Origin of the sequence: Vibrio kanaloae (genome assembly GCF_024347535.1) — a bacterium.
In the GTDB taxonomy this organism is placed as follows: Bacteria; Pseudomonadota; Gammaproteobacteria; order Enterobacterales; family Vibrionaceae; genus Vibrio; species Vibrio kanaloae.
This window is the reverse complement of record NZ_AP025497.1, coordinates 1,323,418-1,347,837: the sequence shown is the minus strand read 5'-3', so window position 1 is coordinate 1,347,837 and position 24,420 is coordinate 1,323,418. Positions and strand designations below refer to the sequence as shown.

Below are 24,420 nucleotides of genomic sequence, written 5' to 3'. Positions count from 1 at the left end.
GACCAAGACTATCAACACACTGGTCATCACTCTGGAAGAATAAGGTTTTGTATGGCATCTCCTCGTTTTTTAGTCGGCATTGACTTAGGCACAACCAACACTGTGGTTGCCTACTGTGAAATCAACGACGACCTACAACATGCTCCCGTTTCTCTTTTCGATATTGATCAACTCATCGGCCCCGGTGAAGTGGTTCGTAAGCCCCTACTTCCATCATTTCGTTACCACCCAGCACAAGGTCAAATCTCCCCTTCTGACCTAACCATGCCTTGGGAAACAAGCCCAGTAAAAGGCGATATCAAGAACGTTATCGTCGGTGAATGGGCGCGTGAATTAGGTGCTAAAGTGGAAGGCCGTCAAGTATCCAGTGCTAAGAGCTGGCTATCGCACCAAGCGGTTGATCGCAGCTCAGACATTCTCCCTTGGGCTGGTGCGAATGATGTCGATAAAGTATCACCCGTTGTCGCGAGTGCGAGCTACCTGAATCACATTCGCCAAGCATGGAATTACCGTAACCCGAGTAACAAACTTGAAGACCAAGATGTAGTAGTAACGGTTCCAGCATCATTCGACGAGACTGCACGCAAGCTGACGCTTGAAGCCGCAGAACTTGCTGGCTTAGGCAAGATTCTATTACTCGAAGAGCCTCAAGCGGTTTGTTACGACTGGTATGCTCGTCACCAGCAAACGGCTGCGGAAGAGCTTCAACAGATCCCGCTGATCTTAGTGTGCGATGTAGGCGGTGGTACCACCGACTTGAGCTTAATTGAAGCCAAATTCGATGCGAATGGTGATGCGGAAAAACAAGGTCATAGCGAGCTAGAACTCGACCGTATCGGCGTTGGCGAACACTTGATGCTCGGTGGTGATAACCTCGATTTAGCGCTTGCTCACCTTGCAGAGCAACGATTCAATCAAAACAAGAAGCTAAACGCCTCTAGCCTAACCAAACTGATTCAACAAACTCGCGCTGCAAAAGAGAGCCTGCTTTCTGCTAATGCACCAGACGATGTAAAGATCACCATGCTGGGCAGCGGTTCAAAACTGCTTGGCGGTACTAAGAGTATTGGCTTAACCAAACAAGAAGTTCATCAAATCGCATTGGAAGGTTTCTTCCCGCTTTCTGAGTTTACAGAAGTGCCAGACAAACGCCGCAGTGCAGTGGTTGAGTTTGGTCTGCCTTACGTGGCTGACCCTGCCGTGAGTAAGCACGTTGCAGAGTTCCTAACAACGCATCAACAAGTGTCGAAAACAGCACTAAAAAACTCTGATTCTATCGAGTTTGACGATACTAAACCTGCTATTCCTGTCGGTGTGCTACTTAATGGTGGTGTGTTCAACAGTGAACTTGTCACAGAACGTATTACTCAGCTTCTAGGTAACTGGAAAGGTTCTCCAATCACAGTATTAGATAACCCTCACCCTGATTGGTCAGTCGCTCTAGGGGCTGTTGCTTTTGGTAAAGCTCGCCGTGGTGCGCAGCTGAAAATCGGTGGCGGTGCTGCTCGTTCTTACTTCTTACATTTACAAGAAAAGAACAAGATGGGCAAAGCACTTTGTCTACTTGCCAAAGGGACTGAAGAAGGCCAAGAAATCCGTTTGAACAGCCGTCGTTTCTCATTGACGCTGGGCGAACCGGTTCGTTTTAACCTACTGACTTCAACACACGATCAAATCGCACACAACACTGCAATCCAAAACGGTGTGATGGTGGATGTGGATGCCGATCTGTTCTCCCCTCTTCCACCTTACATTTCTACCTTGGAAAGTTCGGGGACTGTCGAGCTTCAAGCCAACCAAAAAGAGCGCGTTGAAGTATTGCTCGCTTGTCAGTTGACCGAAGTCGGCACACTTAAAATAGAATGTGTGAGCACTGAAGATGACTCTAAGCGTTGGTTGCTTGAGTTCGAAGTAAGAAACAAGCAAGGTGATGAGTCTGATACCTCTGCACTTCATCCAAGATTAGAAGAGTGTAAGGAATTAATCTCTCGTCTATATAGTGGCAACAAGAAGAGTGCTGAATCGAAAGAGATCAAGACTCTCTCCAAAGACCTTGAGAAACGACTCGGTAAACGTGATGAATGGGACTTCACGACTCTTCGTCATTTGTTCGATAGCTTCTCATTAGGTCGCAAGCGTCGCCGTCGCTCAGAGGCACACGAGAAGAACTGGCTGCGTTTGGCGGGTTACTCGCTGCGTCCTGGCTTTGGTGACCCAACGGACTCATGGCGTATTGAGCAAATTTGGGGACTCTACCAACAAAACATCCAATTCCAAAACCACCAAGGTTGGACGGACTGGTGGGTATTCTGGCGTCGTGTTGCAGGCGGTTTAAACCAAGAACAGCAAGAAACTATCTTGGCTGACATTGCGAAGTACCTTCACCCTGGCGCAATGAAAAACCCGAAGACGGCCAAAGATGCACAAGACAATGGTTATGAAGCCATGGTTCGTTTAGCCGCATCACTTGAGCAACTTGAGGTTGAAGACAAAGTGCTGCTGGCGAGCTGGTTTTTGAGCAAAGCGATTAACCAGAATCAGTTTGAGCAAGCACACTGGTGGGCACTAGGTCGATTAGCATCAAGAACGCCTTTATATGGCAGTCAGCACAGCGTGATTCCTAGAGAGCAAGCGGAGCAATGGTTACCGAAACTACTTGAACAGAACTGGCATAAAGAACAAATGATAGCCTTTGCAGCTGTGATGATTTGTCGTAAGACGGGTGACCGTCAGTTTGATATCTCTGATGACTATCGCAACCAAGTGATTGAGAAACTGAAACAAAGTAAGGTGCCTGAATCTTGGCTAATGCTAGTGAGTGAAGTGACTGAACTTTCTGAGAGCGAGTCTAAGCGTGTATTTGGTGATGCATTGCCAAGCGGATTAAGCCTGATCAATAGCTAGTTTTAAAAACGATGAGCTTGCGTTACTAGTGAAAAAAGAAAAGCCACTTTCGATTCGTTGAAAGTGGCTTTTTTATTGGTGGCTTAAGCCTGGTATGTGTCGTTGATAATCAGTTTTCGAGTTAAGAGCCTCAGCCGTGTTGCAGTTCATCATTGTTAATGTTTCGTTCCAGTTGGGTTGATAGGAAAATCCGTGTTTTCATAAATATCGGACAGTTTTTTCGGTTTCTTATCCTTGGCTCCTTTGGTTGATTGATTATGAGTTTCGCTTAAAAGCCATTCCTCATGCATTTTTGCCGAATCCAAAAACTCTGGATCCTCCATTGCTTCCTTGCGAAGTTTATTTACACGTTCGAGAGTATCCCAAATCATAATACTTCACCTCCACTAAGGCTACACTTCCAATATAGAACTCCCCCCTTTTGATTCAATACTTTCCGATTAAACCATAGTGAATTTGTGATTTACATATCGAAAACGGCTTTATAAGTGCATTGTTTGAACAGAGAGAACTCATTTATTTTTTATTAAAAAATAAATATGGTTATGGTGTTATCTATAAACGCACCACCTAGGAGGTACTGTGTTTTTCAATCAAGGCTATAAATAAAGAAAAATGTATTATTTCAGATTGTAAAGACAATTTTTTGACATTATAGTCAATAGTATGACATTCCATCAGGTGATCATTAATGCCATTTAGTAACATATATAAGTCAAGCTCCAAACATGCCATAAATGATCTAGTTAAAGATATGGATCTATCTTTATGGAAAAGCATGCTCAACAATATTGCAGAAGTGCTTAATGCTCCTGCTGTTGAACTTGTTCTTACTGCTGAAGTAGGATTTCAAAGCATTGCTATGTCCACATCTTCAGGGGTCAAAGCAAAACCAGGGAAGATAATCCCTAAGGACATCAACCTATATTGCAAGAAAGTAATGGACACAAGAGCTAAGTAATGGACACAAGAGCTATGCTCTACGTTCACAACGCTACAGGCCAAGAAGAGTGGAGCGACAATCCAAAACTAACACAGATGGGCTATGTCTCTTATCTTGGGTTACCTATCTTTCACTCCGATGGAAGTATGTTTGCTACGCTTTGTGCTCTAGATACTAAAGAAACATCTTATCAAACTGTCCAGATAAACTTAATGGAAAGCATTCGAGCTTTATTGGAGCGCGAAGTCCATACCGCCGAAAGAGTTAGAAATTTAAAATTCACATCAATTCACGATGAACTAACTCAAGTTTTTAATCGGCGCGGTGTGTTGAATGAATCTCCTAAGATTATTGATAGTGCTTCTGAATATGGCTTAGCAATTGGGTTCATTTATTTTGACATTGATGGTCTGAAATATATCAATGATAACTTCGGGCATAATATTGGTGACCAATATATAAAATGCTTTTCCAATTCACTGAAAAAAAACACTCGCAAGGAAGACATTTGTGGCCGAATTGGAGGTGATGAGTTCGTTCTATTGTGTAGAGATGTATCAGAAACCTCTTTAGAACAAATAGTAACTCGAGTTAAGTCAGATTTTGATAAGTACTTCAACAATTTGGGGATCAATTCTCGGGCTGACTTTAGTCAAGGAACACTAATCTACTCATCGAATCCCCCTCCTATCCATGAATTAATAAAGTTAGCAGATATAAAAATGTATGAAAACAAGATGACTAAACGTTGTGCTAAATTTAAATAAAAAAAGCGAGCTCGATGCTCGCTTTTTATCTGTCGTTTATTCAACACAGGCTTAATCAAATCATGCTGTCATTAAGCTCGGTTGCCGATTTTCACTGTACCGTTTGTTGAAAACCAAAGCGCTTCTGAACGACGGCGGCCGAGTAGAATCGGACCATCATCGTAAAACAAAAAGTTCTTCCAATGCTTCTTAAAAATCGCCCACTTGGTCTCAAGTACATTGTATTTTTCGTAACAAAAATAAACAGTTACGTCATCTTGCCAATCAATGAAGTTTAGGATCTCTTCTGGCATTTCTGGTTCATCTGCTTCCCAATGTGCCATCCAGCTGATCTCTTCATTCCAGTTCGATGCTTTGCTCGGCCAATCTTGCGAGCTTAGCCTTTCTGCATCTGGGCTTTGAGGGCTTACGTTCTCTTTCCAAAACTGAGATGCTCTTGCCTGTGTCATTGGCTTAATCTTTTCCAAGTCTTCCGCTGGCAGTGGCATCGACTGATGAGTGAAAATCCATTTTCTTTGGTATTCGTCCAAAGTTGTATATGACATCAAAATTCCTCAAATTTCGTCTTAGGCTGATGGATTACCATGCCTATCTGTTCTTTCTGATGCAGCGGCGATTAGAGATCGCTTGATATTCGCTGCCTTTAAATTCGTTGTTCGCTTGTTTACTTAAATACGCTTACTGCTAAATACAACTGTAGCTAACTACAACTGCGTCTGAGCATTGCGTCTGTCTTCCCAGTTAGGGTTAACTAACGCGGTCAGTATATGGTCTTCCCATTTACCGTTAATCTGTAGGTAGTCTTTAGCAAAACCTTCTCGAACAAAGCCAAGATGTTCTAATACACCAGCGCTGCGTTCGTTGTGAGGCATGTAGCCCGCCATTAAGCGGTGCATGTTTTGCACATCAAACATATAGTCTTTGGCCATGCTCAAACCTCTTCGCATGTAACCGTGGCCTTGTTCACTTTCAGCCAACGAGTAGCCCACATTACAGGCGTAAAACGGAAAGCGAGACAAGTTACTGAATGATATCGTGCCTAACATTTCGTTTGAGTCGGCATTGATCAATAAACAGTAATAACCAAGCCCCATTTTATGAAGCTCGTTTAGCTTGATCAGTCGCTGCGCCCAACCTTCTCTTTCGAAGAACGCATCTTCTCGAATCGGTTCCCAAGGTTTAAGGTGCTCTCGGTTTGTTTGAAAATACTCACTGATCATGTTCGCATCGTCAATTTGCGCTGTACGTAGAATAAGGTTTCCATCGTGCTTATAAATGCGTTCAGGTGTACTCAGATCTTCCATTCGCTTTCTTATTCCGTTATCTGGTCTTGTTCTAATTTCTTACTCAATACCGTTTGCTTGTTCAATACTACCCACTTACTTAATAACATACCCAAACAGGCTCAATCAGTTCTTTCTAATACCGTAGTCGCGCAGTTTGTTGGCAATTGAGGTGTGAGAAACATTCAAGCGCTTTGCTAACTTACGGCTTGATGGGAACGACTGGTAAAGCTTCTCTAGAATCTGAGATTCATAGTCTTTCATGATCTCATCCAGAGAACCATCTAAGCTTAGGTTTGCCATTCCTGCCGTCATGGTGTCTAGCTGAGGCAAGTGGAATTGCTCAACCGTTAAAGTATCCGAATCCAACTCTGTCAGTGCACGTAGAACCATGTTGTCTAATTGACGAATGTTACCCGGCCATTGGTAATTACCAAGCTGATCAATTAACTCTTGAGTGAGCTTTGGCTTTAGCATACCTAATTGCTGCGCATATTTAGCCACGAACAGCTCTAGCAATGATGCTACGTCATTAGAACGTTCACGCAAAGCTGGAATTGACAGCGTCAGTACATTCAAGCGGTAGAATAAGTCTTCACGGAATGAGCCAGAATCAGCGAGTTCAGAAAGGCGGTGGCGCGTTGAGGCTATAATACGCACATCAGCGTGCATCTCTTCTTCTTCTCCAACACGACGGAACGAACCATCTTGTAGAAAACGAAGCAATTTGATTTGTAGATGTGGGCTCATTTCGCCAATCTCATCTAAAAATACCGTGCCGCCATTCGCTTGTTCGAAAATACCTTTATGACCTTGCTCATGGTTGAATGAACCCGGAGCATGACCAAACAATTCGGTTTCCGCTACGTCATCAGGCATTGATGCACAGCTTAGAATCAAAAATGGGAAAGACGAACGATTTGAGCGGTTATGACACGCTTTTGCCAACATCTCTTTACCTGTACCTGTATCGCCCTCAATTAACAAAGGCTGATCCAGCATCGCCAGTTTCTTAGCTTGACTGATCAAGGCTTTATGGCGATTAGAGACACCAACAAAGTGTTCAAAACCTAAGTTGTTCTGTTCTGGGATTGCATCTGGCGTGTTCGTCTCTTGATTACACGACCGAATCGTCATTACTGCACTCGCCAGTACTGCTTCGTTAACATCGCCACCAAGATAAATAGGCAGAACCTCAATCGAGAAATCTAAACCATCCAACACCACCACTTCACGATGACGAGTGACGTCACCTTCGATCCAACGAGCAAAGTTGAAGCTAGGTACGAATGTCGAAAGCGGCTCGCCGATTACTTCGTCTTCTTGCTTGCCGAATAAGTTCAATGCAGCGTGATTCGCTATATCAACTGACCCTTTAAGGTCAATCGCTATAACGGGGTCTGGTAGATTAGCCAACAGAGCAATTAACTCTGTGTTATGTCTTTCGCTTGGCATAAATTGGATTTTTCGTACATCCTTCACACCAGAAATTCTGCGAATTTCAGCCATAAGTTCACTAAAAGCATCAAAATTGATATCAGGGCAGTTTAGGTAAATAATGCCTTTAACATCAATTTCGATTCCTCTTAAATCAATGCTTTTTGAGGCCAAGATATCGAGCAACTCACGCGTTAAGCCGAGTCTGTCTTCACACAATACTTCAAGACGCACAAATAGTCCTATTATAGGTGTCAGGATAAGTTGACAGTAGTGTGGATTAAGGTCTAAGTTCAGTCAAGAAGAAGAGTAAACATATGTTTACTCTTCGCTCGCATACCACTCAATGTCATACATTTTGTTTCAAAGTCGTATGCACTATTTCAGCGTGATTCGTTTTATTTCAGAAAGGACGGCTTTTCGCATATCTGCCAGTTTTACTTTGCGCTCGTTATGCCAAGGCATTGGGCGAAGTAACGTCATGGCTTTTAAGCCCAATCGAGCGGTTAGGATACCAACACCTAGGCCCTGTCCTGCTCTCGCGGATACTTTGCCAGCAAGATCCATCGAGACAAGATCCATACTCGCGTCTATTGCGAGTTCACTGGCCCCCGCAGCTGCCATATTGATCAACACCAACTTGAATAACTTAATACGCGACCAGTAGCCAAGCTCAATGCCATACACATCAGCAAGCTTGTCTATCATGGTGAAATTGCGCCACGCCACCAGCAACATATCAGCCGCCGCCAATGGACTCACTGCAACCAAAGCCGCCGATTCGGTCGAGAACTTAGTGACGATTTGAGTCGCAACCTTATCTTGTTTGCTCACCACTAGAGCATCGTACATATCCAACACCTCAGCATCGCTGTGTGCTGGGTTAATGCTGTTTCGCCACTTATCGTACGAAGGCGACTCAGCGATAATTCCGCCCTGCTTCGCGATGTTTTCACAGAACGCTTTGCCCTTACCGACACTTTGGCTTTGCAATAGCTCTTCACTCTGCTCTTGCACACTAAAGTGATCTTTAAGTGAGCGCAGTTTCCACAGCTCTTTGCCTATTGCGCCTAAACCCAATGAAGCAATGGCAGCCATAAAGCCTGACCAACCCAACGCAAGCCAGTCAGCCGTTTGAATCGCGGTAATCACCGAATCAATTGCCTGCCATCCAACTAGGCCAGAGAAAGCGACCAATAAACCCGTTCCAAACCACTTCTTCTTTTTGCTCGGTCGAATCACTTGTTCCAATTGCTGCTCAGCTTCACCATCAAGATCGGCTTCCACTTGCGGTGCAACAGGGATAAATTTCTCTTGCTCTGTGAACAGTTGTTGTGCGCCTAAATCCGGGCCAACGTCGCTCTTATCTTGCTCATCAAAAGAGGTTTTCAACGGTTCATTAAAGACCTGCTTTGTTTTTAATTCACTCATTTTGATTACCTCAATTATTTCAACTTGTCGCCAATGAGATACTCTAAAACCTTGTCGACTCTTAGATGTTGGCAAGGCTCATCGGAATATTGCTCCATCGGTCTAAAGCTCGTGAAATCAAACTGGTTGGTTTCCCAATACTGTTTGTTGGGCAACTTACGCGGCACTTCTCCCGGATACATGGTTTGAGGGACATTATCCAAAGTCACACCTTGCAACGCTGGGACATTGTCTGAACCTGACGAGATATAACCCGCGCTGGTCGCTTGAATAGACGCGATACTCATACAACTCATGTCGATGTGTTCAAACGCCGCCTGTTGCCAAGCCGGATGCACCATCTGTTGTAGCAGTGACACCAAGTTCGGATGTTGATCCGGTGTCACGTGGTCAGCCTTAGTGGCTGCAAACAAGATCTTGTCGATCTTCGGTGCAAACAGACGCCTTAAAATATTGCTTCGACCGTACTTAAAGCTCTTAAGTAACTGTTCTAACGCGCCACGCATGTCCATGAAAGAGTCATAGCCCGCATTAAGTGGCTGTAAGCAATCCACCAGTACGATTTGTCTGTCGAACGTCGCGAAGTGATTTTTGTAGAACGCTTTGACGACCTTCTGTTGATACTCTTCATAACGCGCTTTCAGTACCGCATAGTTACTTGTTTTTAAGAACTTACCCTCAGGTGCGATACACGGAAAGAATTGCAGCACAGGCGCGCCTTCAAGCTCACCGGGTAATACGAATCGACCCGGCTGCACCCAGTGCAACCCGTTATCCTTACAAGTGTGAAGATACTGAGTATAGCTATCGGCAATGGCGACCAGTTTCTTTTCGTCCGCTTCTGCTAGCAAGTCAACGTCACCACGCATTGCGTTCCACTGTTGCGAGTAAGTTTCTCTGTCGCCTTTCAATGCGGCAAACTGAGATTGGCTCCAGGTATCGAAGTCCATATCCAGTAACGGCAAATCAAGCAGCCACTCTCCTGGATAATCGACAATATCGAGATAAAGGGTGCTGTTTTTACTCAGTAGCTTTTTCGCGCCCTTCGCAGGCTTATATTTGATGGCTAGACGAATCTCACTGACATCACGCGTTGGCACCGGCCATTCTGGTGGCTGCGCATTCAAAGATTCCATCGCTTCATCGTACGAGAAACGGGGAATCATCATGTTGTGTTGTGGAATACGTTTAGCACCAATAATTCTTCCATCTCTCGCCGAGGCAAGAAGTGGTAAATTTTTGTGGGTAGACGTATAAAGAAGCTGATTAACCAGCGAAGTAATGAATGCTGTCTTGCCCGCACGAGAAAGCCCCGTGACCGCTACTCGAATGTGAGAATCCGTTCCTCTGCTTATAAAGTCACTCATTTCTTGAGTTAGGTGTTTCATTTGAACGACTCCGTTATAAATAGGCTAGCTGCTTAAGATAATAGAGAGGGAAGCCTATGTTCTTTCCCTGTTGGGATAGTTTGTATGCTTTTGCTAATAGTGGAGAGTATGCAATACCCATTCTTAATGCTAGATGAATAAAAGCCCCTGACTACATACATAATCAGGGGCTTTAAATTTTTTCGTTGATGTCTACTAATCGTCTTCTATTAGCTTGTAGATAACAAACAGTGTTATCTCAGAAATCAACCACAATACACATGTTATGGTTACGTATTTGTCGTTAAAGATGCTGATTCCGTGCAAGATCAAATCGTAACCAATGAAACTACCAATCACCACTGCCAAGATAATCTGTAGGATCTGAATAAAACGAGGCATTCCTCTCTCCTATGTTCTTATATCAAACGATATGTTTATCACTATATCATTGATAATAAGACAAAAGTGCAAATAATGCTGCACTTTTGTCTTCAACTTTCTGTCAAGAATTGCAATTCAAACACTGAAGCTAGCGTCTGTTTCGACTTTTTGACTTCAGAAAATTATGCTTTTTCAGCTTCAGCAATTTTCACTTTCCACGTGTCAGGGCCGATCTGGTGCGCGTTCACGCCGTTAGAGTCAACCGCTACTGTTACGGGCATATCTTCAACTTCAAACTCGTAAATCGCTTCCATACCGAGATCTTCAAACGCAACAACGCGTGCTTTTTTAATTGCTTTCGCGACTAAATAAGCTGCACCGCCAACCGCCATTAGATAAACCGCTTTGTGCTCCTTGATTGATTCAACCGTTGCAGGACCACGTTCCGCTTTACCTATCATGCCCATGATGCCAGTTTCGTTTAGCATCATGTCAGTGAACTTATCCATACGTGTTGACGTTGTTGGACCCGCAGGGCCTACCGCTTCATCGCCTACCGCATCAACAGGGCCAACGTAGTAAATGAACTTGCCTTTGAAATCAACGCCAGCTGGAAGGCCTTCGCCGCTTTCGAGCATGCCTTGAATACGTTTATGCGCTGCATCACGACCTGTTAAGATCTTACCTGATAGCAGAACCGTTTCGCCTGTCTTCCACTCTTGTACGTCTTCTTTGGTTACTTCATCAAGGTTAACACGACGTGTGTTTGCGCCCGCTTCCCAAGTGATGTCTGGCCATTCTTCTAGCTTAGGTGGCGTTAGCTCTGCAGGGCCGCTGCCGTCTAGTGTGAAGTGAACGTGACGAGTCGCTGCACAGTTCGGGATTAAGCAAACAGGCTTAGAGGCTGCGTGTGTTGGTGCTGTTTTGATTTTCACATCAACCACAGTCGTTAGGCCGCCAAGGCCTTGAGCACCAATACCCAGTTTGTTTACGCGGTTGAAGATGTCTAAACGAAGCTCTTCTTCAGCGTTCTCTGGACCTTTGTCGATAAGCTCTTGGATATCGATGTGTTCCATAAGAGATTCTTTCGCTAGTACCGCTGCTTTCTCAGCCGTACCGCCGATGCCTATACCAAGCATGCCCGGAGGACACCAGCCTGCGCCCATTGTTGGTAGCGTCTTCTCTACCCACTCTGCAATATCATCAGAAGGGTTCAGCATAACCATCTTGGTTTTGTTCTCAGAACCGCCGCCTTTCGCCGCGATTTGAATTTCAACTTTGTTGCCTGGAACCATATTAATGTGAACAACCGCTGGTGTGTTGTCTTTTGTATTAATACGCTTACCTGCAGGGTCCATTAGGACAGACGCACGCAATGGGTTGTCTGGATTGTTGTAAGCTTGACGAACACCTTCATCAACCATCTGTTGTACTGTTTGATCCGTTTCCCACCTAACATCCATGCCGATGTTCACGAAACAAGTAACAATACCCGTATCCTGACAAATTGGACGATGACCTTCCGCAGACATGCGCGAGTTGATAAGAATCTGAGCGATCGCATCTTTTGCTGCTTGGCTCTCTTCTTTCTCATACGCTTTTTCTAGGGCTTGGACAAAGTCTAAAGGGTGATAATAAGAAATGTACTGAAGTGCGTCAGCGACACTGCTGATCACATCTTGCTTACGAATAACCGTCATTGCATGCCTCTTTATTGTTCTGGTTCCATGTGGGTCCATGGTTTGACTATTTCAGGCCTAATTGGCTTAGCTTTTTATTGTGTTAAGCTGTATTTAGTTGCTTTAGCAATCGCTTGCATAGCTGTAAACTAAACCATTTGTATTACACCGTTCTAATCAAGAACCCATTTTATTTTCAATTTATGATACTCTTGCTTCCTCTCACACGCCATGCAGTGATCGAACTCTTTGTCACAAATTAAACAAATGAATAACAACGAATTTCGCTCTATCCAAATAAAGCCGCTTGAATATCAATCAACTTTAGCTAAACAGCTGTTTTCCCATATTGAGAACCTACCGTGGGCAATGCTATTACGCTCCGCTTCAGAAAACCACGTTGATAGTCGATACGATATTTTAGTTGCTCAACCCATCGCCACCTTCGAGACAATCGGCGTCAAAACGACCGTTAATGTAAACGAAGAACGTAAGGTGTCAGAGTCAGATCCTTTCGAACTACTCGACCAATATCAGCAGCAATTATTGCCTGCAGCCAAAGGCCACCCTGAATTACCATTCGTTGGCGGTGCTTTAGGCTACTTTAGTTACGATTTGGGGCGCAGAGTTGAAACACTTCCGTCTCTTGCAAAGCGCGATATTAACGCACCCGACATGGCGGTTGGTTTGTATGAATGGGCAATAGTGGTTGATCACAAGCTTAAGACAGCGTGTGTGGTTGGACAGAACATCGAGGCGCACTGGAATTGGTTATCTGAGCAGCAAGGCAAATCTCAAACAGAGGAATTTCGCCTAACGACACCGTGGCAATCGAACATGAGTGAACAGAGTTATTCTGACAAGTTCGAGCACGTTCAAGAATACCTGCTCTCTGGCGACTGTTATCAGATTAATTTAGCTCAGCGCTTCAATGCCAAATACCAAGGCAGTGAATGGCTGGCCTATGAAAAGCTTGAACAGTATAACTCAGCCCCCTTCTCCGGTTTTATCCGTTTGACCGAATGCGCAATAATCAGTGTTTCGCCTGAACGATTCTTAGAACTCAATAGTGGCACTATTGAAACAAAACCGATCAAAGGCACACGCCCTCGTTCTGAAGACCCTATAATTGATGATGCCAACGCACAAGACTTAGCAAGTGCCGATAAAGATCAGGCAGAAAACTTGATGATCGTTGACCTGCTTCGTAATGACATTGGTCGAGTAGCAAAACCGGGCACCGTTCATGTACCAAAACTGTTCGACATTGAAAGCTTCCCTGCGGTTCATCATTTAGTAAGCACAATAAGAGCTGACCTTGATGACCAATATTCAGCAACTGCTCTACTGAGAGCTTGCTTCCCTGGTGGTTCGATTACTGGTGCACCTAAAGTTCGCGCAATGCAGATCATTGAAGAGCTAGAGCCTCATCGACGTTCAGCATATTGCGGCAGTATTGGCTACATCAGCCGAAACGGTAGAATGGATACTAGTATTACCATTCGTACGTTAGTGGCAGAGAACAATACCCTTTACGCTTGGGCTGGTGGTGGTGTGGTGTTTGATAGTGATTGTGCATCTGAATACCAAGAGACGCTGGACAAGTTGAGTCGGATCTTGCCCGTGCTCGAAGACAGCTAAGCATCAGTCCAATGTTTGACGACGTTTACCCGTTGGCGTTCAGCAAATAAAGCAAACCCTAGGTTATCCGGTTGTCATCATGACCACTTAGGGTTTTTAGTTTCTTTCTAAATGCATGTTGTCCACGGAATTCACTAGCTCAACTTAAATCACTGTAGTTTTACCTAAATAATAAATAGCTTGACCTAAACAACAGCAGCAGGTGTGGAACCCCACTTCTTAAGCATATCTTTGAGGTCATCCGCTGTGTAGGGTTTACTGAGTATGTCGTCCATACCACACTGAATACAGCGTTCACGCTCTTCCAGTGTTGTGCCCGCAGTCAGTGCCACAATCGACTTGTTATACCCTTTCTCTCTTAAGGTTTGTGTTGCTTCAAAGCCATCCATTACTGGCATTCTGCAGTCCATAAATAAAATGTCGTATTCATTGGTACATGCTAACTCAAGCCCTTCGACACCATTGCTTGCGATCGCAGGCTCTATCTCATACTTACGAAGCATTTGTTGGATGATGACCTGGTTCATCTTAATATCATCAACCACCAGTACTTTTAATAACGACAGTTCGACATCTGACTCGAGATCTTTAGCCTCTCGTTCGCTATTAGGCAATATATCGATAACTTGCAGCGGAATTGCGATAGAAAAAGTCGTTCCTACACCCACGGTACTCGAAACTTTAATATCACCGTGCATCATCGCGACTAACTTGCGACAAATCGCTAACCCCAACCCTGTACCTTCATAGTTTCGGCTACTAGAGTTATCAGCTTGTGTAAAAGGTTCGAAGAGTGTTTCATGAGCAGACTCAGCGATTCCAACCCCAGAATCTTGTACCGAAAAGAAAAATTGATTATGTCGCCATTCTATATCAACACTTACGTGACCTTCTTCAGTAAACTTGATGGCATTACCAATCAGGTTCACAAACAACTGTGTAATGCGCTCCAAATCCCCATTGAAGTGAGTCGGCATATTTTGGGCAACATTGACATTAAATTGCAGTTGTTTCTCAATGGCTCTATTTGTAAAGATGCTGTCGATAGTGTTTCTCAAATCCTTCAACGCAAACTTCTTCGGAATAAGTTCCAACATGCCCGCATTTATTTTACTGTAATCGAGTAGGTCATTAATGATGGTTCTTAGAAACTCACCAGATTGGCTTAGGTTGTTCACTAATTCGCGCTGTGAACTTGTTAATTCGGTATCACTAATCAGTTCCGCACTACCCAACAATCCGTTTAATGGGGTCCTTAACTCGTGGTTTATCATGGCAACAAAATCGCGTGTCGCCCTTTCAGATTCTTCCGCTCGTTGACGTGATTTAATATTGCGGTTAATGGCAAGCTGATGAGCCAACGCACTGCATATAAGGTCGGCCACCAACGATAATTGACTCTCAATAAACTCATAGTCTTGTACAGACAAATTAACTTTAACAATCAGTGCACCAACAATCACCTTCTCGACTTCAAGGGGCACCGTCAGTATATTGCCTTCCCATTGAGGCATCTGTATATCATGTGTTAGCTCGCCAACGGTTTTGTCGCCATAGTCGTACGTTTGAAGTTCTGGGATTAGCTTAGGTGGCAGTATTAAGCGGCTGGCTTCGATAAGGTAACTGTTCATTACATTAGTCGTTAGTTCAGACAACATAACATCATCCAGATCATTACGGAGAAACGCTCGTCCAAAATCAATCAACAGGTTATCGACTTGTTCTTGAAACTCAATACGACGCAAATTCGCTTTAGAGCGCTTCTCTAACTGGCGCAAAGCAAGTTCAAGTTGCTGGTTAGTCTCAAATAGTTCCAGACTTTTTTGCTCCAACAATCTTTCAGCTTCTTTTCTTGCCGCGATCTGTCGCTTAAGTTTCTTTTCTAGCGCGGATGCCAAACTCATATTACTTTTCTACTTTAAGATTAAACCTAACCACACTTTGCTCATCATTTTGAGGTGTCATCTCTATTACAATCGATTCACTATAGTAATCAGCACAACCCTCAATGAGTCCTAAACATACATGCGACATACACCTCGCACTCTTATAATCGAATATAAGCTGCGCTTCTGTAGTCGTTATAAAACTAAATTCTGGTGGCTCAGCATCCGGATAGAGCTTCTTCACTTCTACATGAATATAATGCTCTACGTGTTGGATAAATTGGAAAGTGGTATTGCTGTGCTTAAGGCTGGCTTTATTAGGTATAGAAGCTAACAGGTTCTTAAAGACAGACTGACCAAACACTCGCTGTAAACTGGCAGCATCTATATTGGTTTTTTTACTTAGGTTAATGATGAGCTTCACAAGATTTTTATGGTCGTAACTACCTACAGATGTGTAAATCCCTTCATCTTCTGACATCTCTAAAACTTCTTCCAACAACTCTAATCCAAATTTGTCTTCAACAAGCTCTAAAAATTCGGTGAATATGATTCCTTTCATCGCATGCCTTTTTTTTTATTTCTTTTTAGAATGGGCTACTAAATTATTGTGATCAAATTCTTAAACAAAAAATATACGTTTCATCACCCAATTATATGACATGGATAACGCTTACCAATTTAAATGCACATATTGAGTATGGGGGAATGGTTATTTTTAAGTTGAATTTTGCACTTTTACTATTAACTAATTATCCAAAAGAACAGAGTTCTCTTGTTAAAACTATGGGAAGCAAGGCAAATTTTAGTCAAAGTTGGTAATCTACTCGGTGTTATGCTTATACTTATAATTATAATTATAATTATAATTATCAATATATTGGGTTGATATGAATAGAAAGAACTTCCTTCAGCAATTCCAACTGAATACAGCTGTCGGTTACCACCCTGAGTCTATTGAGCGTGTTGCTCACATAAGCCGGGAACAACTTCGCAAAGCGGCAGTTGTAGTCGGTTTAGTTGATCGCGAAGACGGTTTACATGTAATTTTTACTAAAAGAGCCGCTCATTTAAAGCATCACCCAGGACAAGTGAGCTTCCCTGGCGGAAAACACGAACTTTCCGACCCTTCAATGCAGTTCACAGCACTGAGAGAACTTCACGAGGAAGTAGGAATTCGATCGGATCAAGTTAAAATTGTTGGGCAATTACCAGCATTAAGTACCATTAGTAAATTTTATGTTACGCCAATTGTTGTATTCGTCGATCCCAACTACAAAGCGGTTATAGATGCGAACGAAGTCGCCTCTATTTTTGAGGTACCTGCCACCTATATTTTGGACCAAGCCAAGCTTCATAGTCATACCGTTAATTTAAGAAAAATCAAACACCGTGTTTTTGCCATGCCCTTCCAAGAGCACCTAATTTGGGGCGTTACAGCTCAAATCATTCAGTCATTGCAACAGCACGTAATGCAATAGATCACACTGAAACCACACCTTGTTTAATCTTTGTTAACAAATTCGAGCCTTTCTATGGAACAGATTTATTAATGCAATTTTACGCAAACGTTTATCTGATATAAATCTGTACAAACCACCCCTTCAAATTAGAAAAACTAATAACAGGCATGAGCATAAATCACCTGTGGCACGCTATTTTCGTGATCAAAAATCCGTTTTTCGCATATCATGTGACACGCCGTTTCATTACATGATTTAGATCTACTTTTTACTAAAGAAAATTCTGCAAAATTAGCCCCGACTTATTTCCTGTTCCCAAAAAATGAGTAATTTAACATGAACACAACAACTTCTTCGGTAAGTGCCGTTAAAAATTCAAGCAAGTTTAACTATAAAGATTTTACCTGGTGTTTATCACTATTTGGTACAGCAGTTGGTGCTGGCGTACTGTTCCTTCCAATCAAAGCTGGTGCGGGTGGTTTTTGGCCACTAGTTATCCTAGCTCTAATCGCGGCACCAATGACTTGGTTCGCACACAAATCTCTAGCTCGTTTCGTACTGTCAGCTAAAAACCCTGAAGCCGATATTACAGACACAGTTGAAGAACACTTCGGTAAGACTGGCGCAAACATTATCACTTTCGCTTACTTCTTCGCTATCTACCCGATCGTTCTTATCTACGGTGTTGGTATCACAAACACTGTTGATTCTTTTTTAGTAAACCAAATCGGCATGGAATCTATTCCTCGTCCTCTTCTTTCTGGTGCACTTATCCTTGCTATGACAGCAGGTGTTGTATTCGGTAAAGAGCTGATGCTAAAGGCAACTTCAGCAATGGTTTATCCGCTAGTATTCATCCTATTAGCTCTTTCTTTTTACCTAGTTCCTGAATGGAACACTTCTATGATGGACGTTGAACCTGAGTGGTCAACAATGCCTTCTATCATCTGGCTTGCAATTCCAATCATCGTGTTCTCTTTCAACCACAGTCCAATCATTTCACAGTTCTCTAAAGAGCAACGTCGTGTATACGGTGAAAACGCAGTTAAGAAAACTGACGCTATCACCGGCGGCGCAGCAATGATGCTGATGGGCTTTGTAATGTTCTTTGTATTCTCTGTCGTGCTTTCTCTATCTCCAGAGCAACTAGCAACAGCACAAGCACAGAACATCTCTGTACTTTCTTACCTAGCTAACATTCACGAGTCTCCACTTATCTCTTACATGGGTCCTCTAGTCGCGTTCGCAGCGATTACTTCAAGCTACTTCGGTCACTTCTTAGGTGCTCACGAAGGTCTTGTTGGTCTAATCAAGTCTCGCTCTGACTCTTCAGTAAGCAAGATTGAAAAAGTATCTTTAGCGTTCATCGTTGTTACAACTTGGATTGTTGCAGTCGTTAACCCAAGTATCCTAGGTATGATTGAAACAATGGGTGCTCCAATGATTGCAGCTATCCTGTTCCTAATGCCAGTATTCGCGATGCAAAAAGTACCAGCAATGGCTAAGTACAAAACTTCAACACCTGTACAAATGTTTACAGCTTTATGTGGTCTAGCGGCTATTAGTTCTGTAATCTACGGCGCTCTTTAATCTTAAGCATTTTTTATAAGATGGTATTCATCTTATGTCTCGAGATTAAACACAAATATAATGATAATAAATGAGCCTCCCTACTCCACTTGGGAGGCTCTCTTTTTGAGGTAATCGCTATGATTAGTGTATTTGATATCTTTAAAATCGGTGTTGGTCCATCGAGCTCACATACAGTAGGACCAATGAAAGCGGGTAAAGAGTTTATTGATGACCTACGTTCAATGGGAAAGTTGCGCGACATCACTAAAATCACCGTGGACGTATATGGATCACTATCACTGACAGGGAAAGGTCACCACACAGATATCGCTATCATCATGGGTCTTGCTGGCAATACTCCTGAGAAAGTAGATATTGATTCCATCGCAGGTTTTATGGCTCGCGTAGAAGAAACTGAACGTCTACCTGTTGGTATGCACTGTCATACTGTTTCGTTCCCTAAAGATGGCGGAATGAATTTTCATACTTCGAACCTTTCATTGCATGAAAATGGCATGAGCATTCATGCTTGGGTTGATGACGAAGTAGCATACTCAAAAACATACTACTCAATTGGTGGCGGTTTCATCGTTGACGAAGAGAATTTCGGCAAAGAAGAAGCAAACCCAATCAAAGCACCTTACGAATTCACAACAGCTGAAGAGCTGGTTAATCAATGTAAAGAAAGTGGCCTTTCTATTAGTACACTGGTTATGAAAAACCAAGCGGCTTTCCACTCAGACGAGGAGTCTCGCATTTACTTCTCGAACATCTGGAAAACGATGCGTGAATGTATGGATCGCGGTATGAATACCGAAGGTATCCTGCCTGGTCCATTACGCGTACCTCGCCGCGCTTCAGCACTTCGCCAACAGCTAATTACTTCAGAAAAAACAACTAACGACCCAATGACAGTTGTTGATTGGGTAAATATGTTTGCGATTGCTGTAAACGAAGAAAACGCAGCTGGCGGCCGTGTAGTAACGGCACCAACAAACGGCGCATGTGGCATCATCCCAGCGGTATTGGCTTACTATGATAAGTTCATCCAAACAGTGACAGAAAAAGACTACATCCGTTACTTCGCAGCTTCTGGCGCGATCGGAGGTCTATACAAGCGTAACGCTTCTATCTCTGGCGCTGAAGTTGGCTGTCAGGGTGAAGTTGGTGTGGCATGTTCTATGGCTGCTGCAGGCCTTGCTGAACTTATGGGTGGTAGCCCAGAGCAAGTATGTATGGCGGCAGAAATCGGTATGGAGCACAACCTAGGTCTAACATGTGACCCAGTTGCTGGCCAAGTACAAGTACCATGTATCGAGCGTAACGGTATTGCTGCAGTTAAAGCAATCAACTCAACTCGTATGGCACTTCGTCGCTCTTCTGCTCCGACTGTTTCTCTCGATAAAGTTATCGAAACAATGCTAGAAACCGGTAAAGACATGAACGCTAAATACCGTGAGACTTCTCAAGGTGGTTTGGCAGTTAAGGTAGTTTGTTAATAGCTTTCGAATCAACCTGCTTTTAATGAGCAGATAATAAAAAGGAACGCCGATGCGTTCCTTTTTTTGTATCTAAAGCTTCTGTAGATGAAGCTTGGTGACTGATTGATTCAACCGACCAAATTGGCTTGCTAAATCACTTGTGAAATAAGCAAGAAGCAACCAAATAGCAATGAGAAAAGCATCATTAGTCGGCCACCTTCTGCGCTGTATCTGTCTTCCGCTACTTTCATAAAGCGCTGCTTGTGAACCATCATCAACGGAACGAACACGGCTAAGAACACTAAGATGATGCCGGCGTAATTCAGTACTTGTAAGAATTTGTCAGCAGCAAGCAGAGAACCCGCCAAAGGTAAGATGAAACTAATGCAGTACGTTACCGCGGTATTTTGGTTGAACATGTCCTTATTCTGGTTGAATAAAGACATAGCTACACCAAAGAAAGAGGTCAACAACGCCAAGCCAGTGAAGGTAGACAGAACGTTACCCACCCAAGGAGACTGAGCCTCAAACGCTGCCATCAAGTCTGAGACATTCTTAAAGCTTCTGAATTGCTCTTCATTCAAATTGCCCACGACAGCGAATAACCAGCATAGGTAGCACACTAGTGGAATAAGGGAACCTGCAATCACCATATTTCTTAACTGTGTGTCTGTCGCTTCGTGGTTGTAAGAAACCAAGGTCGGGATCACTACCATAAAACCAAAACTGGTAAACAGAATTGCACTGGTTTTGATTAGGTCAAGATGATCATGACTTGTCACTTGCGACAAGTTAGACACCGTCATTCCCGGAGCCAAAAACACCATGGTTGTTACCAAACTGCCTAGCATCACGAAAAACAACAAACGATTGAGCTTATCGACCACTCCTGTACCACTTGCCACAATCGCACCAGCGATCACTGTGAAACCGATCTGACCATTCGTTGCTGTTATTTCTAAGCCAAAGTTAGACAGTACCTTACTCAGTAGATCACCAGCGCCTAGGATGTAGGCCATTAATAGGCAAATCAGTAACGCATAAAGCAAACCATTGGTGATCAGCTGGCCCTGCTTGCCCAGTGTTTTTCTTGCAATTGAGTTTAATCCTAGACCGCCACCCGCTTTGATGGTCGCTTCTAGAAGTAGTAACGCTGCATAGGTGGTACCGAAGCAAATTAGTACCATCAGCAATGTACCGTACAGCAATCCAAATTGAGCTAATACCATTGGGATCGCAAGCATACCAGCACCGAGAGCGGTACCAGCGATAATTAGGGAGCTACCCATCATTTTAATATTCATTATTTTTAACTTATTTGTTTAGTTTTTATAGGTGTGAGTCTTCGTGCATCAAGTGGATGACAAAGGAATTCAGATAGAAATAAAGTTATAAAACGAATAACAATAGGAGCGATAAGCAGTAAAGAAGCGTGCAGAAACGTTGTCGAACAGGGCGTTCAAAGGGGAGCTTGTCTTAAAAAAGGGAAAACGAGATGCATAAATTTTCGTTAACTGATGTGGCGAACCTTCCGTCGGTTCAATAATCGGTGAGGTAATCTTAAATTTCATGTATGTGTCCAGTAAATCACATTCCATAGCAATTGAAACAGCGTATCCGTTGCTGCCCTTCCTCTAGCATTAGAGACCTTTTTATCTTATCGAATAAGCCTCGAAACACAACGCTATAACCACACTTTTTGCTATTAAATTGAACAAAACAGCTGTTTGAACAAAATTCAACCACCAAACTGCGTAAAACAATAATCATTTATAATAAGAACCAAAGAGAGACGCAATGGTATCTCTTTTTATCCGAACGAAACATTACATCAAGGCGCAGGGCTATATAAACGAGGTGGACTGCTGTTTGGTAAGTGAATCAAATTTAAACGGTTACGCCTTGCCCATTCGACAGTCAATGATGTCGGTGCCGACAAACAAACCAAGGTTGCAATTTCAGCACGTACCGCTTTATGGATAAGCTCTAAACTGCAACGACTCGTCATAATGGCGAACCCCGACTTAGGGTTGGTACCGTTCACGGCCATTGCCCCTATTAGTTTATCCAGTGCGTTATGGCGACCGATATCTTCGCGGCAAAGGACAATTTCACCTTTCGAATTCGCAAACAACGAGGCATGTAAGGCGCCGGATATTTTCGCTGCTTTTTGATGTTCGGCAATTCGACTTCTCAATCCCTGAAAAACCAGTGGACTGGGTGGTAACGACGATGGCAATGGCACTAAATCCGGAAGTGCTTGTTCAAGCGCCTCAACACCGCACAAGCCACAACCTGTGGTTCCAGCCAAGTTACGCCGCTGAGTTTTCATTTCCCAAAAAGCACGATTGCTAATTTCTACTTGTGCGAAATGAGATTCACCATTGCGACCAATCTCTATATCGCGAATTTCATTGAAGCTTTTCACAATACCGGAGCTTAAACTAAAACCGCGCACAAAATCTTCCATGTGTCCGGGCGTGACCATCATAACCGCTTGATTTATCCCATTATAACTGATCGCCAATGCAGATTCGTTTGCCAAAGGAGCATCTACTACCATACTATCGCCCGTAAGCTCTCGATAGCTCATGGCATTGGGCTGTGGAGGCGCTTGATTAAAATCAGGCAGTTCAATATAGGATTGAGTTAAACATCTCATAAAATCACCCGGAAAGACGGTCAGCTTGACGATATCGACTCAGACTGAAAACCTTACTTATTAAATAAATATCACTGGTTAAACAAACATCACTGATTAAACAAGTGTTTTGCCTCAGCAAAACACTGGTCAGTGACTGCCGAATAGGGCTCTTGTTTGCGCTTAAGTAAACCTAAAGGTGAATGCACCACAGCTTTTTCTATCGGTACGATACGCAGTTGTTCATTAAGCTCTTCCAATCCCGAGTTAAGCGGCATAACGGCACAGCAAAGACCGCTGGTGACGGCTTGGATCAGGTGAAAGGTAGAATTACTTTCAATCACAGTCTGCGGAACTAAGCCTTTACTACCAAAGCTCAAATCAATCGAATGACGATAGTGCATACCTTTAGACAAAAGCCCTAAAGGAATGTTATTGAGTGATTCCCACAAGACCTCCGGCTCTGCAAAATCAAAGAACCGGCTGTCATACAAAATACCTAAATCCGTTGAATTCATTTCTATAACGTCAAAGTAAGCCGTATTGATCTGGTCAACGTAACACATACCTAAATCAAGTTGATTACGATTGAGCTGGTCTATGATCTGCTCAGAAGTCATCGATAAAATCTGAAAACGGAGTTCAGGGAACTTTGCGGACAAAGGCTTAATCAGCTGCATAGGGTTTTGACTGGCTAGGGGCACCATGCCAATCCTTAGCGAACCGACCAGTTGACCACGGCAGTTAGCCGCTTCAGCTTGTAAACCGTCATGAGCCGCTAAGACAGTCTTTGCCCAAGCCAATATACGTTCACCCGCTTCGGTAAACCCTTCAAAACGTTGACTTCTTGAAATCAATTCGAGGTCTAACTCTTCTTCTAAACGCCTTATCCTCATCGACAACGTAGGCTGAGTAATATGACAAAGTGTCGCTGCCTGACCAAAGTGTTTCGTTTGATCTAAAGCGATTAAGTACTTAAGTTGTTTTATATCCATGAATGATTAGTAAAACCTTGAAATGAAGCGTTTTCTTCGCGTTCGTCTTACATTAACGGTTCTCTGCGATTGAAAATACCTATCACGGGGAAATGGCTCAATCTGTAAAGCAACAGCTAAAATAAAACGGTATTTTTTGATTTAAATCAAAGTATGCCTAATTTAAATACAGGTCAAATCTAAATTATCTATAGCATGATAGACAACAACTATCATGGAAAGACCAGCAATACTAAGGCTGATCGACGAATCTCTCATGAAATAGAGCCCACATCGCACTGGGTAATAATTTCTATTTATCACTGTGACAAAAGCGAGATTTTCCATATTTACTCGCCATGATAGATTCTATTTATCACTCAGTCGGCAATATCAATTGGACGTATCGCCTCTTAACGACATAACCTTTGATTTAGATCATGGCGAACAATTCGCCAATCCATTTCTAAATATTCAAAGCAGTAAACAGGTATCAATACTAAATCATAAAAACCGTTTTACTCCCGCTTTATTTTTATAATGCGCCTGTTTTACTGGTTCCCTTGT

At 43.1% G+C, this 24,420-nt stretch carries 20 protein-coding genes; 7 read left to right on the top strand and 13 right to left on the bottom strand.

Annotation, left to right across the window (positions count from 1 at the left end):
* The first annotated feature begins 51 nt into the window (after nucleotides 1–51).
* Nucleotides 52–2,904: an Hsp70 family protein gene (locus OCV24_RS06295; protein WP_150878445.1), complete on the top strand. Its 2,853-nt coding sequence runs from the start codon at nucleotides 52–54 to the stop codon at nucleotides 2,902–2,904.
* Nucleotides 2,905–3,059: 155 nt separating this feature from the next.
* Here OCV24_RS06295 and OCV24_RS06290 read toward each other — a convergent pair whose 3' ends face one another.
* Complete coding sequence (locus tag OCV24_RS06290) at nucleotides 3,060–3,275, bottom strand: hypothetical protein (RefSeq protein WP_102506130.1); 216 nt, start codon at nucleotides 3,273–3,275, stop codon at nucleotides 3,060–3,062.
* 320 nt (nucleotides 3,276–3,595) lie between these two features.
* On the opposite strand from OCV24_RS06290, the gene OCV24_RS06285 reads away from it, so the two are divergent.
* On the top strand, nucleotides 3,596–3,865 hold the full coding sequence (locus OCV24_RS06285; RefSeq protein ID WP_244291732.1) for a hypothetical protein: 270 nt from the start codon (nucleotides 3,596–3,598) through the stop codon (nucleotides 3,863–3,865).
* On the top strand, nucleotides 3,865–4,614 hold the full coding sequence (locus OCV24_RS06280; protein ID WP_244291731.1) for a sensor domain-containing diguanylate cyclase: 750 nt from the start codon (nucleotides 3,865–3,867) through the stop codon (nucleotides 4,612–4,614). Before OCV24_RS06285 ends, OCV24_RS06280 begins: the two co-directional genes overlap by 1 nt.
* A gap of 71 nt (nucleotides 4,615–4,685) precedes the next feature.
* Here the strand turns inward: OCV24_RS06280 and OCV24_RS06275 are convergent, their stop codons facing one another.
* From OCV24_RS06275 to OCV24_RS06245, 7 genes are all read right to left on the bottom strand, one after another.
* Nucleotides 4,686–5,159 (bottom strand): DUF2947 domain-containing protein, encoded by a 474-nt coding sequence (locus OCV24_RS06275; RefSeq protein WP_017057519.1) that lies wholly within the window; start codon nucleotides 5,157–5,159, stop codon nucleotides 4,686–4,688.
* A 159-nt stretch (nucleotides 5,160–5,318) separates the two neighbouring features.
* Nucleotides 5,319–5,918, bottom strand: a complete 600-nt coding sequence (gene rimJ / locus OCV24_RS06270) for a ribosomal protein S5-alanine N-acetyltransferase (RefSeq protein WP_017057520.1) — start codon at nucleotides 5,916–5,918, stop codon at nucleotides 5,319–5,321.
* Nucleotides 5,919–6,023: 105 nt separating this feature from the next.
* Entirely contained in the window at nucleotides 6,024–7,568 is a 1,545-nt protein-coding gene (gene tyrR, locus OCV24_RS06265; RefSeq protein ID WP_017057521.1) for a transcriptional regulator TyrR, read from the bottom strand.
* 144 nt (nucleotides 7,569–7,712) lie between these two features.
* Nucleotides 7,713–8,765 (bottom strand): YcjF family protein, encoded by a 1,053-nt coding sequence (locus tag OCV24_RS06260; protein ID WP_102506131.1) that lies wholly within the window; start codon nucleotides 8,763–8,765, stop codon nucleotides 7,713–7,715.
* Between the two features lie 14 nt (nucleotides 8,766–8,779).
* Nucleotides 8,780–10,153 carry a YcjX family GTP-binding protein gene (locus OCV24_RS06255; RefSeq protein WP_150878443.1) on the bottom strand — a complete coding sequence of 458 codons (1,374 nt, stop codon included), beginning with the start codon at nucleotides 10,151–10,153 and terminating at the stop codon, nucleotides 8,780–8,782.
* 195 nt (nucleotides 10,154–10,348) lie between these two features.
* Nucleotides 10,349–10,534, bottom strand: coding sequence for a hypothetical protein (locus OCV24_RS06250; protein WP_017057524.1), 186 nt, complete (start codon nucleotides 10,532–10,534; stop codon nucleotides 10,349–10,351).
* A gap of 164 nt (nucleotides 10,535–10,698) precedes the next feature.
* Entirely contained in the window at nucleotides 10,699–12,216 is a 1,518-nt protein-coding gene (locus tag OCV24_RS06245; RefSeq protein WP_046224623.1) for a fumarate hydratase, read from the bottom strand.
* 246 nt (nucleotides 12,217–12,462) lie between these two features.
* On the opposite strand from OCV24_RS06245, the gene pabB reads away from it, so the two are divergent.
* Nucleotides 12,463–13,836 (top strand): aminodeoxychorismate synthase component I, encoded by a 1,374-nt coding sequence (pabB, locus tag OCV24_RS06240; RefSeq protein WP_077680521.1) that lies wholly within the window; start codon nucleotides 12,463–12,465, stop codon nucleotides 13,834–13,836.
* 185 nt (nucleotides 13,837–14,021) lie between these two features.
* Here pabB and OCV24_RS06235 read toward each other — a convergent pair whose 3' ends face one another.
* Together OCV24_RS06235 and OCV24_RS06230 are read right to left on the bottom strand one after the other, a co-directional pair.
* On the bottom strand, nucleotides 14,022–15,740 hold the full coding sequence (locus OCV24_RS06235) for an ATP-binding protein (RefSeq protein ID WP_077680522.1): 1,719 nt from the start codon (nucleotides 15,738–15,740) through the stop codon (nucleotides 14,022–14,024).
* 1 nt (nucleotide 15,741) lies between these two features.
* Nucleotides 15,742–16,284, bottom strand: coding sequence for a heme NO-binding domain-containing protein (locus tag OCV24_RS06230; RefSeq protein WP_077680523.1), 543 nt, complete (start codon nucleotides 16,282–16,284; stop codon nucleotides 15,742–15,744).
* Between the two features lie 328 nt (nucleotides 16,285–16,612).
* Here OCV24_RS06230 and OCV24_RS06225 point away from each other — a divergent pair, with 328 nt between their 5' ends.
* From OCV24_RS06225 to OCV24_RS06215, 3 genes are all read left to right on the top strand, one after another.
* Nucleotides 16,613–17,203 carry a CoA pyrophosphatase gene (locus OCV24_RS06225; protein ID WP_077680524.1) on the top strand — a complete coding sequence of 197 codons (591 nt, stop codon included), beginning with the start codon at nucleotides 16,613–16,615 and terminating at the stop codon, nucleotides 17,201–17,203.
* Nucleotides 17,204–17,521: 318 nt separating this feature from the next.
* Entirely contained in the window at nucleotides 17,522–18,775 is a 1,254-nt protein-coding gene (locus tag OCV24_RS06220; protein ID WP_077680525.1) for an aromatic amino acid transport family protein, read from the top strand.
* Between the two features lie 119 nt (nucleotides 18,776–18,894).
* Nucleotides 18,895–20,256 (top strand): L-serine ammonia-lyase, encoded by a 1,362-nt coding sequence (locus OCV24_RS06215; RefSeq protein WP_077680526.1) that lies wholly within the window; start codon nucleotides 18,895–18,897, stop codon nucleotides 20,254–20,256.
* Nucleotides 20,257–20,387: 131 nt separating this feature from the next.
* Here the strand turns inward: OCV24_RS06215 and OCV24_RS06210 are convergent, their stop codons facing one another.
* The 3 genes from OCV24_RS06210 to OCV24_RS06200 all read right to left on the bottom strand — a co-directional run bounded on the left by OCV24_RS06210 (nucleotide 20,388) and on the right by OCV24_RS06200 (nucleotide 23,874).
* Nucleotides 20,388–21,530, bottom strand: a complete 1,143-nt coding sequence (locus OCV24_RS06210; RefSeq protein ID WP_150878598.1) for an amino acid permease — start codon at nucleotides 21,528–21,530, stop codon at nucleotides 20,388–20,390.
* 539 nt (nucleotides 21,531–22,069) lie between these two features.
* Entirely contained in the window at nucleotides 22,070–22,900 is an 831-nt protein-coding gene (gene fdhD / locus OCV24_RS06205; protein ID WP_017057533.1) for a formate dehydrogenase accessory sulfurtransferase FdhD, read from the bottom strand.
* Nucleotides 22,901–22,989: 89 nt separating this feature from the next.
* Nucleotides 22,990–23,874, bottom strand: coding sequence for a LysR family transcriptional regulator (locus OCV24_RS06200; RefSeq protein ID WP_077680528.1), 885 nt, complete (start codon nucleotides 23,872–23,874; stop codon nucleotides 22,990–22,992).
* Nucleotides 23,875–24,420: the final 546 nt, after the last annotated feature.

Coding starts and splice junctions, on each gene's coding strand:
- OCV24_RS06260 (WP_102506131.1), bottom strand. CDS start 8,765: ATGAGTGAATTAAAAACAAAGCAGGTCTTTAATGAACCGTTGAAAACC.
- OCV24_RS06200 (WP_077680528.1), bottom strand. CDS start 23,874: ATGGATATAAAACAACTTAAGTACTTAATCGCTTTAGATCAAACGAAA.
- OCV24_RS06290 (WP_102506130.1), bottom strand. CDS start 3,275: ATGATTTGGGATACTCTCGAACGTGTAAATAAACTTCGCAAGGAAGCA.
- rimJ (WP_017057520.1), bottom strand. CDS start 5,918: ATGGAAGATCTGAGTACACCTGAACGCATTTATAAGCACGATGGAAAC.
- pabB (WP_077680521.1), top strand. CDS start 12,463: ATGAATAACAACGAATTTCGCTCTATCCAAATAAAGCCGCTTGAATAT.
- OCV24_RS06275 (WP_017057519.1), bottom strand. CDS start 5,159: ATGTCATATACAACTTTGGACGAATACCAAAGAAAATGGATTTTCACT.
- OCV24_RS06235 (WP_077680522.1), bottom strand. CDS start 15,740: ATGAGTTTGGCATCCGCGCTAGAAAAGAAACTTAAGCGACAGATCGCG.
- fdhD (WP_017057533.1), bottom strand. CDS start 22,900: ATGAGATGTTTAACTCAATCCTATATTGAACTGCCTGATTTTAATCAA.
- OCV24_RS06280 (WP_244291731.1), top strand. CDS start 3,865: ATGGACACAAGAGCTATGCTCTACGTTCACAACGCTACAGGCCAAGAA.
- OCV24_RS06215 (WP_077680526.1), top strand. CDS start 18,895: ATGATTAGTGTATTTGATATCTTTAAAATCGGTGTTGGTCCATCGAGC.
- OCV24_RS06285 (WP_244291732.1), top strand. CDS start 3,596: ATGCCATTTAGTAACATATATAAGTCAAGCTCCAAACATGCCATAAAT.
- OCV24_RS06210 (WP_150878598.1), bottom strand. CDS start 21,530: ATGATGGGTAGCTCCCTAATTATCGCTGGTACCGCTCTCGGTGCTGGT.
- OCV24_RS06245 (WP_046224623.1), bottom strand. CDS start 12,216: ATGACGGTTATTCGTAAGCAAGATGTGATCAGCAGTGTCGCTGACGCA.
- OCV24_RS06255 (WP_150878443.1), bottom strand. CDS start 10,153: ATGAAACACCTAACTCAAGAAATGAGTGACTTTATAAGCAGAGGAACG.
- OCV24_RS06225 (WP_077680524.1), top strand. CDS start 16,613: ATGAATAGAAAGAACTTCCTTCAGCAATTCCAACTGAATACAGCTGTC.
- OCV24_RS06250 (WP_017057524.1), bottom strand. CDS start 10,534: ATGCCTCGTTTTATTCAGATCCTACAGATTATCTTGGCAGTGGTGATT.
- OCV24_RS06230 (WP_077680523.1), bottom strand. CDS start 16,284: ATGAAAGGAATCATATTCACCGAATTTTTAGAGCTTGTTGAAGACAAA.
- OCV24_RS06220 (WP_077680525.1), top strand. CDS start 17,522: ATGAACACAACAACTTCTTCGGTAAGTGCCGTTAAAAATTCAAGCAAG.
- OCV24_RS06295 (WP_150878445.1), top strand. CDS start 52: ATGGCATCTCCTCGTTTTTTAGTCGGCATTGACTTAGGCACAACCAAC.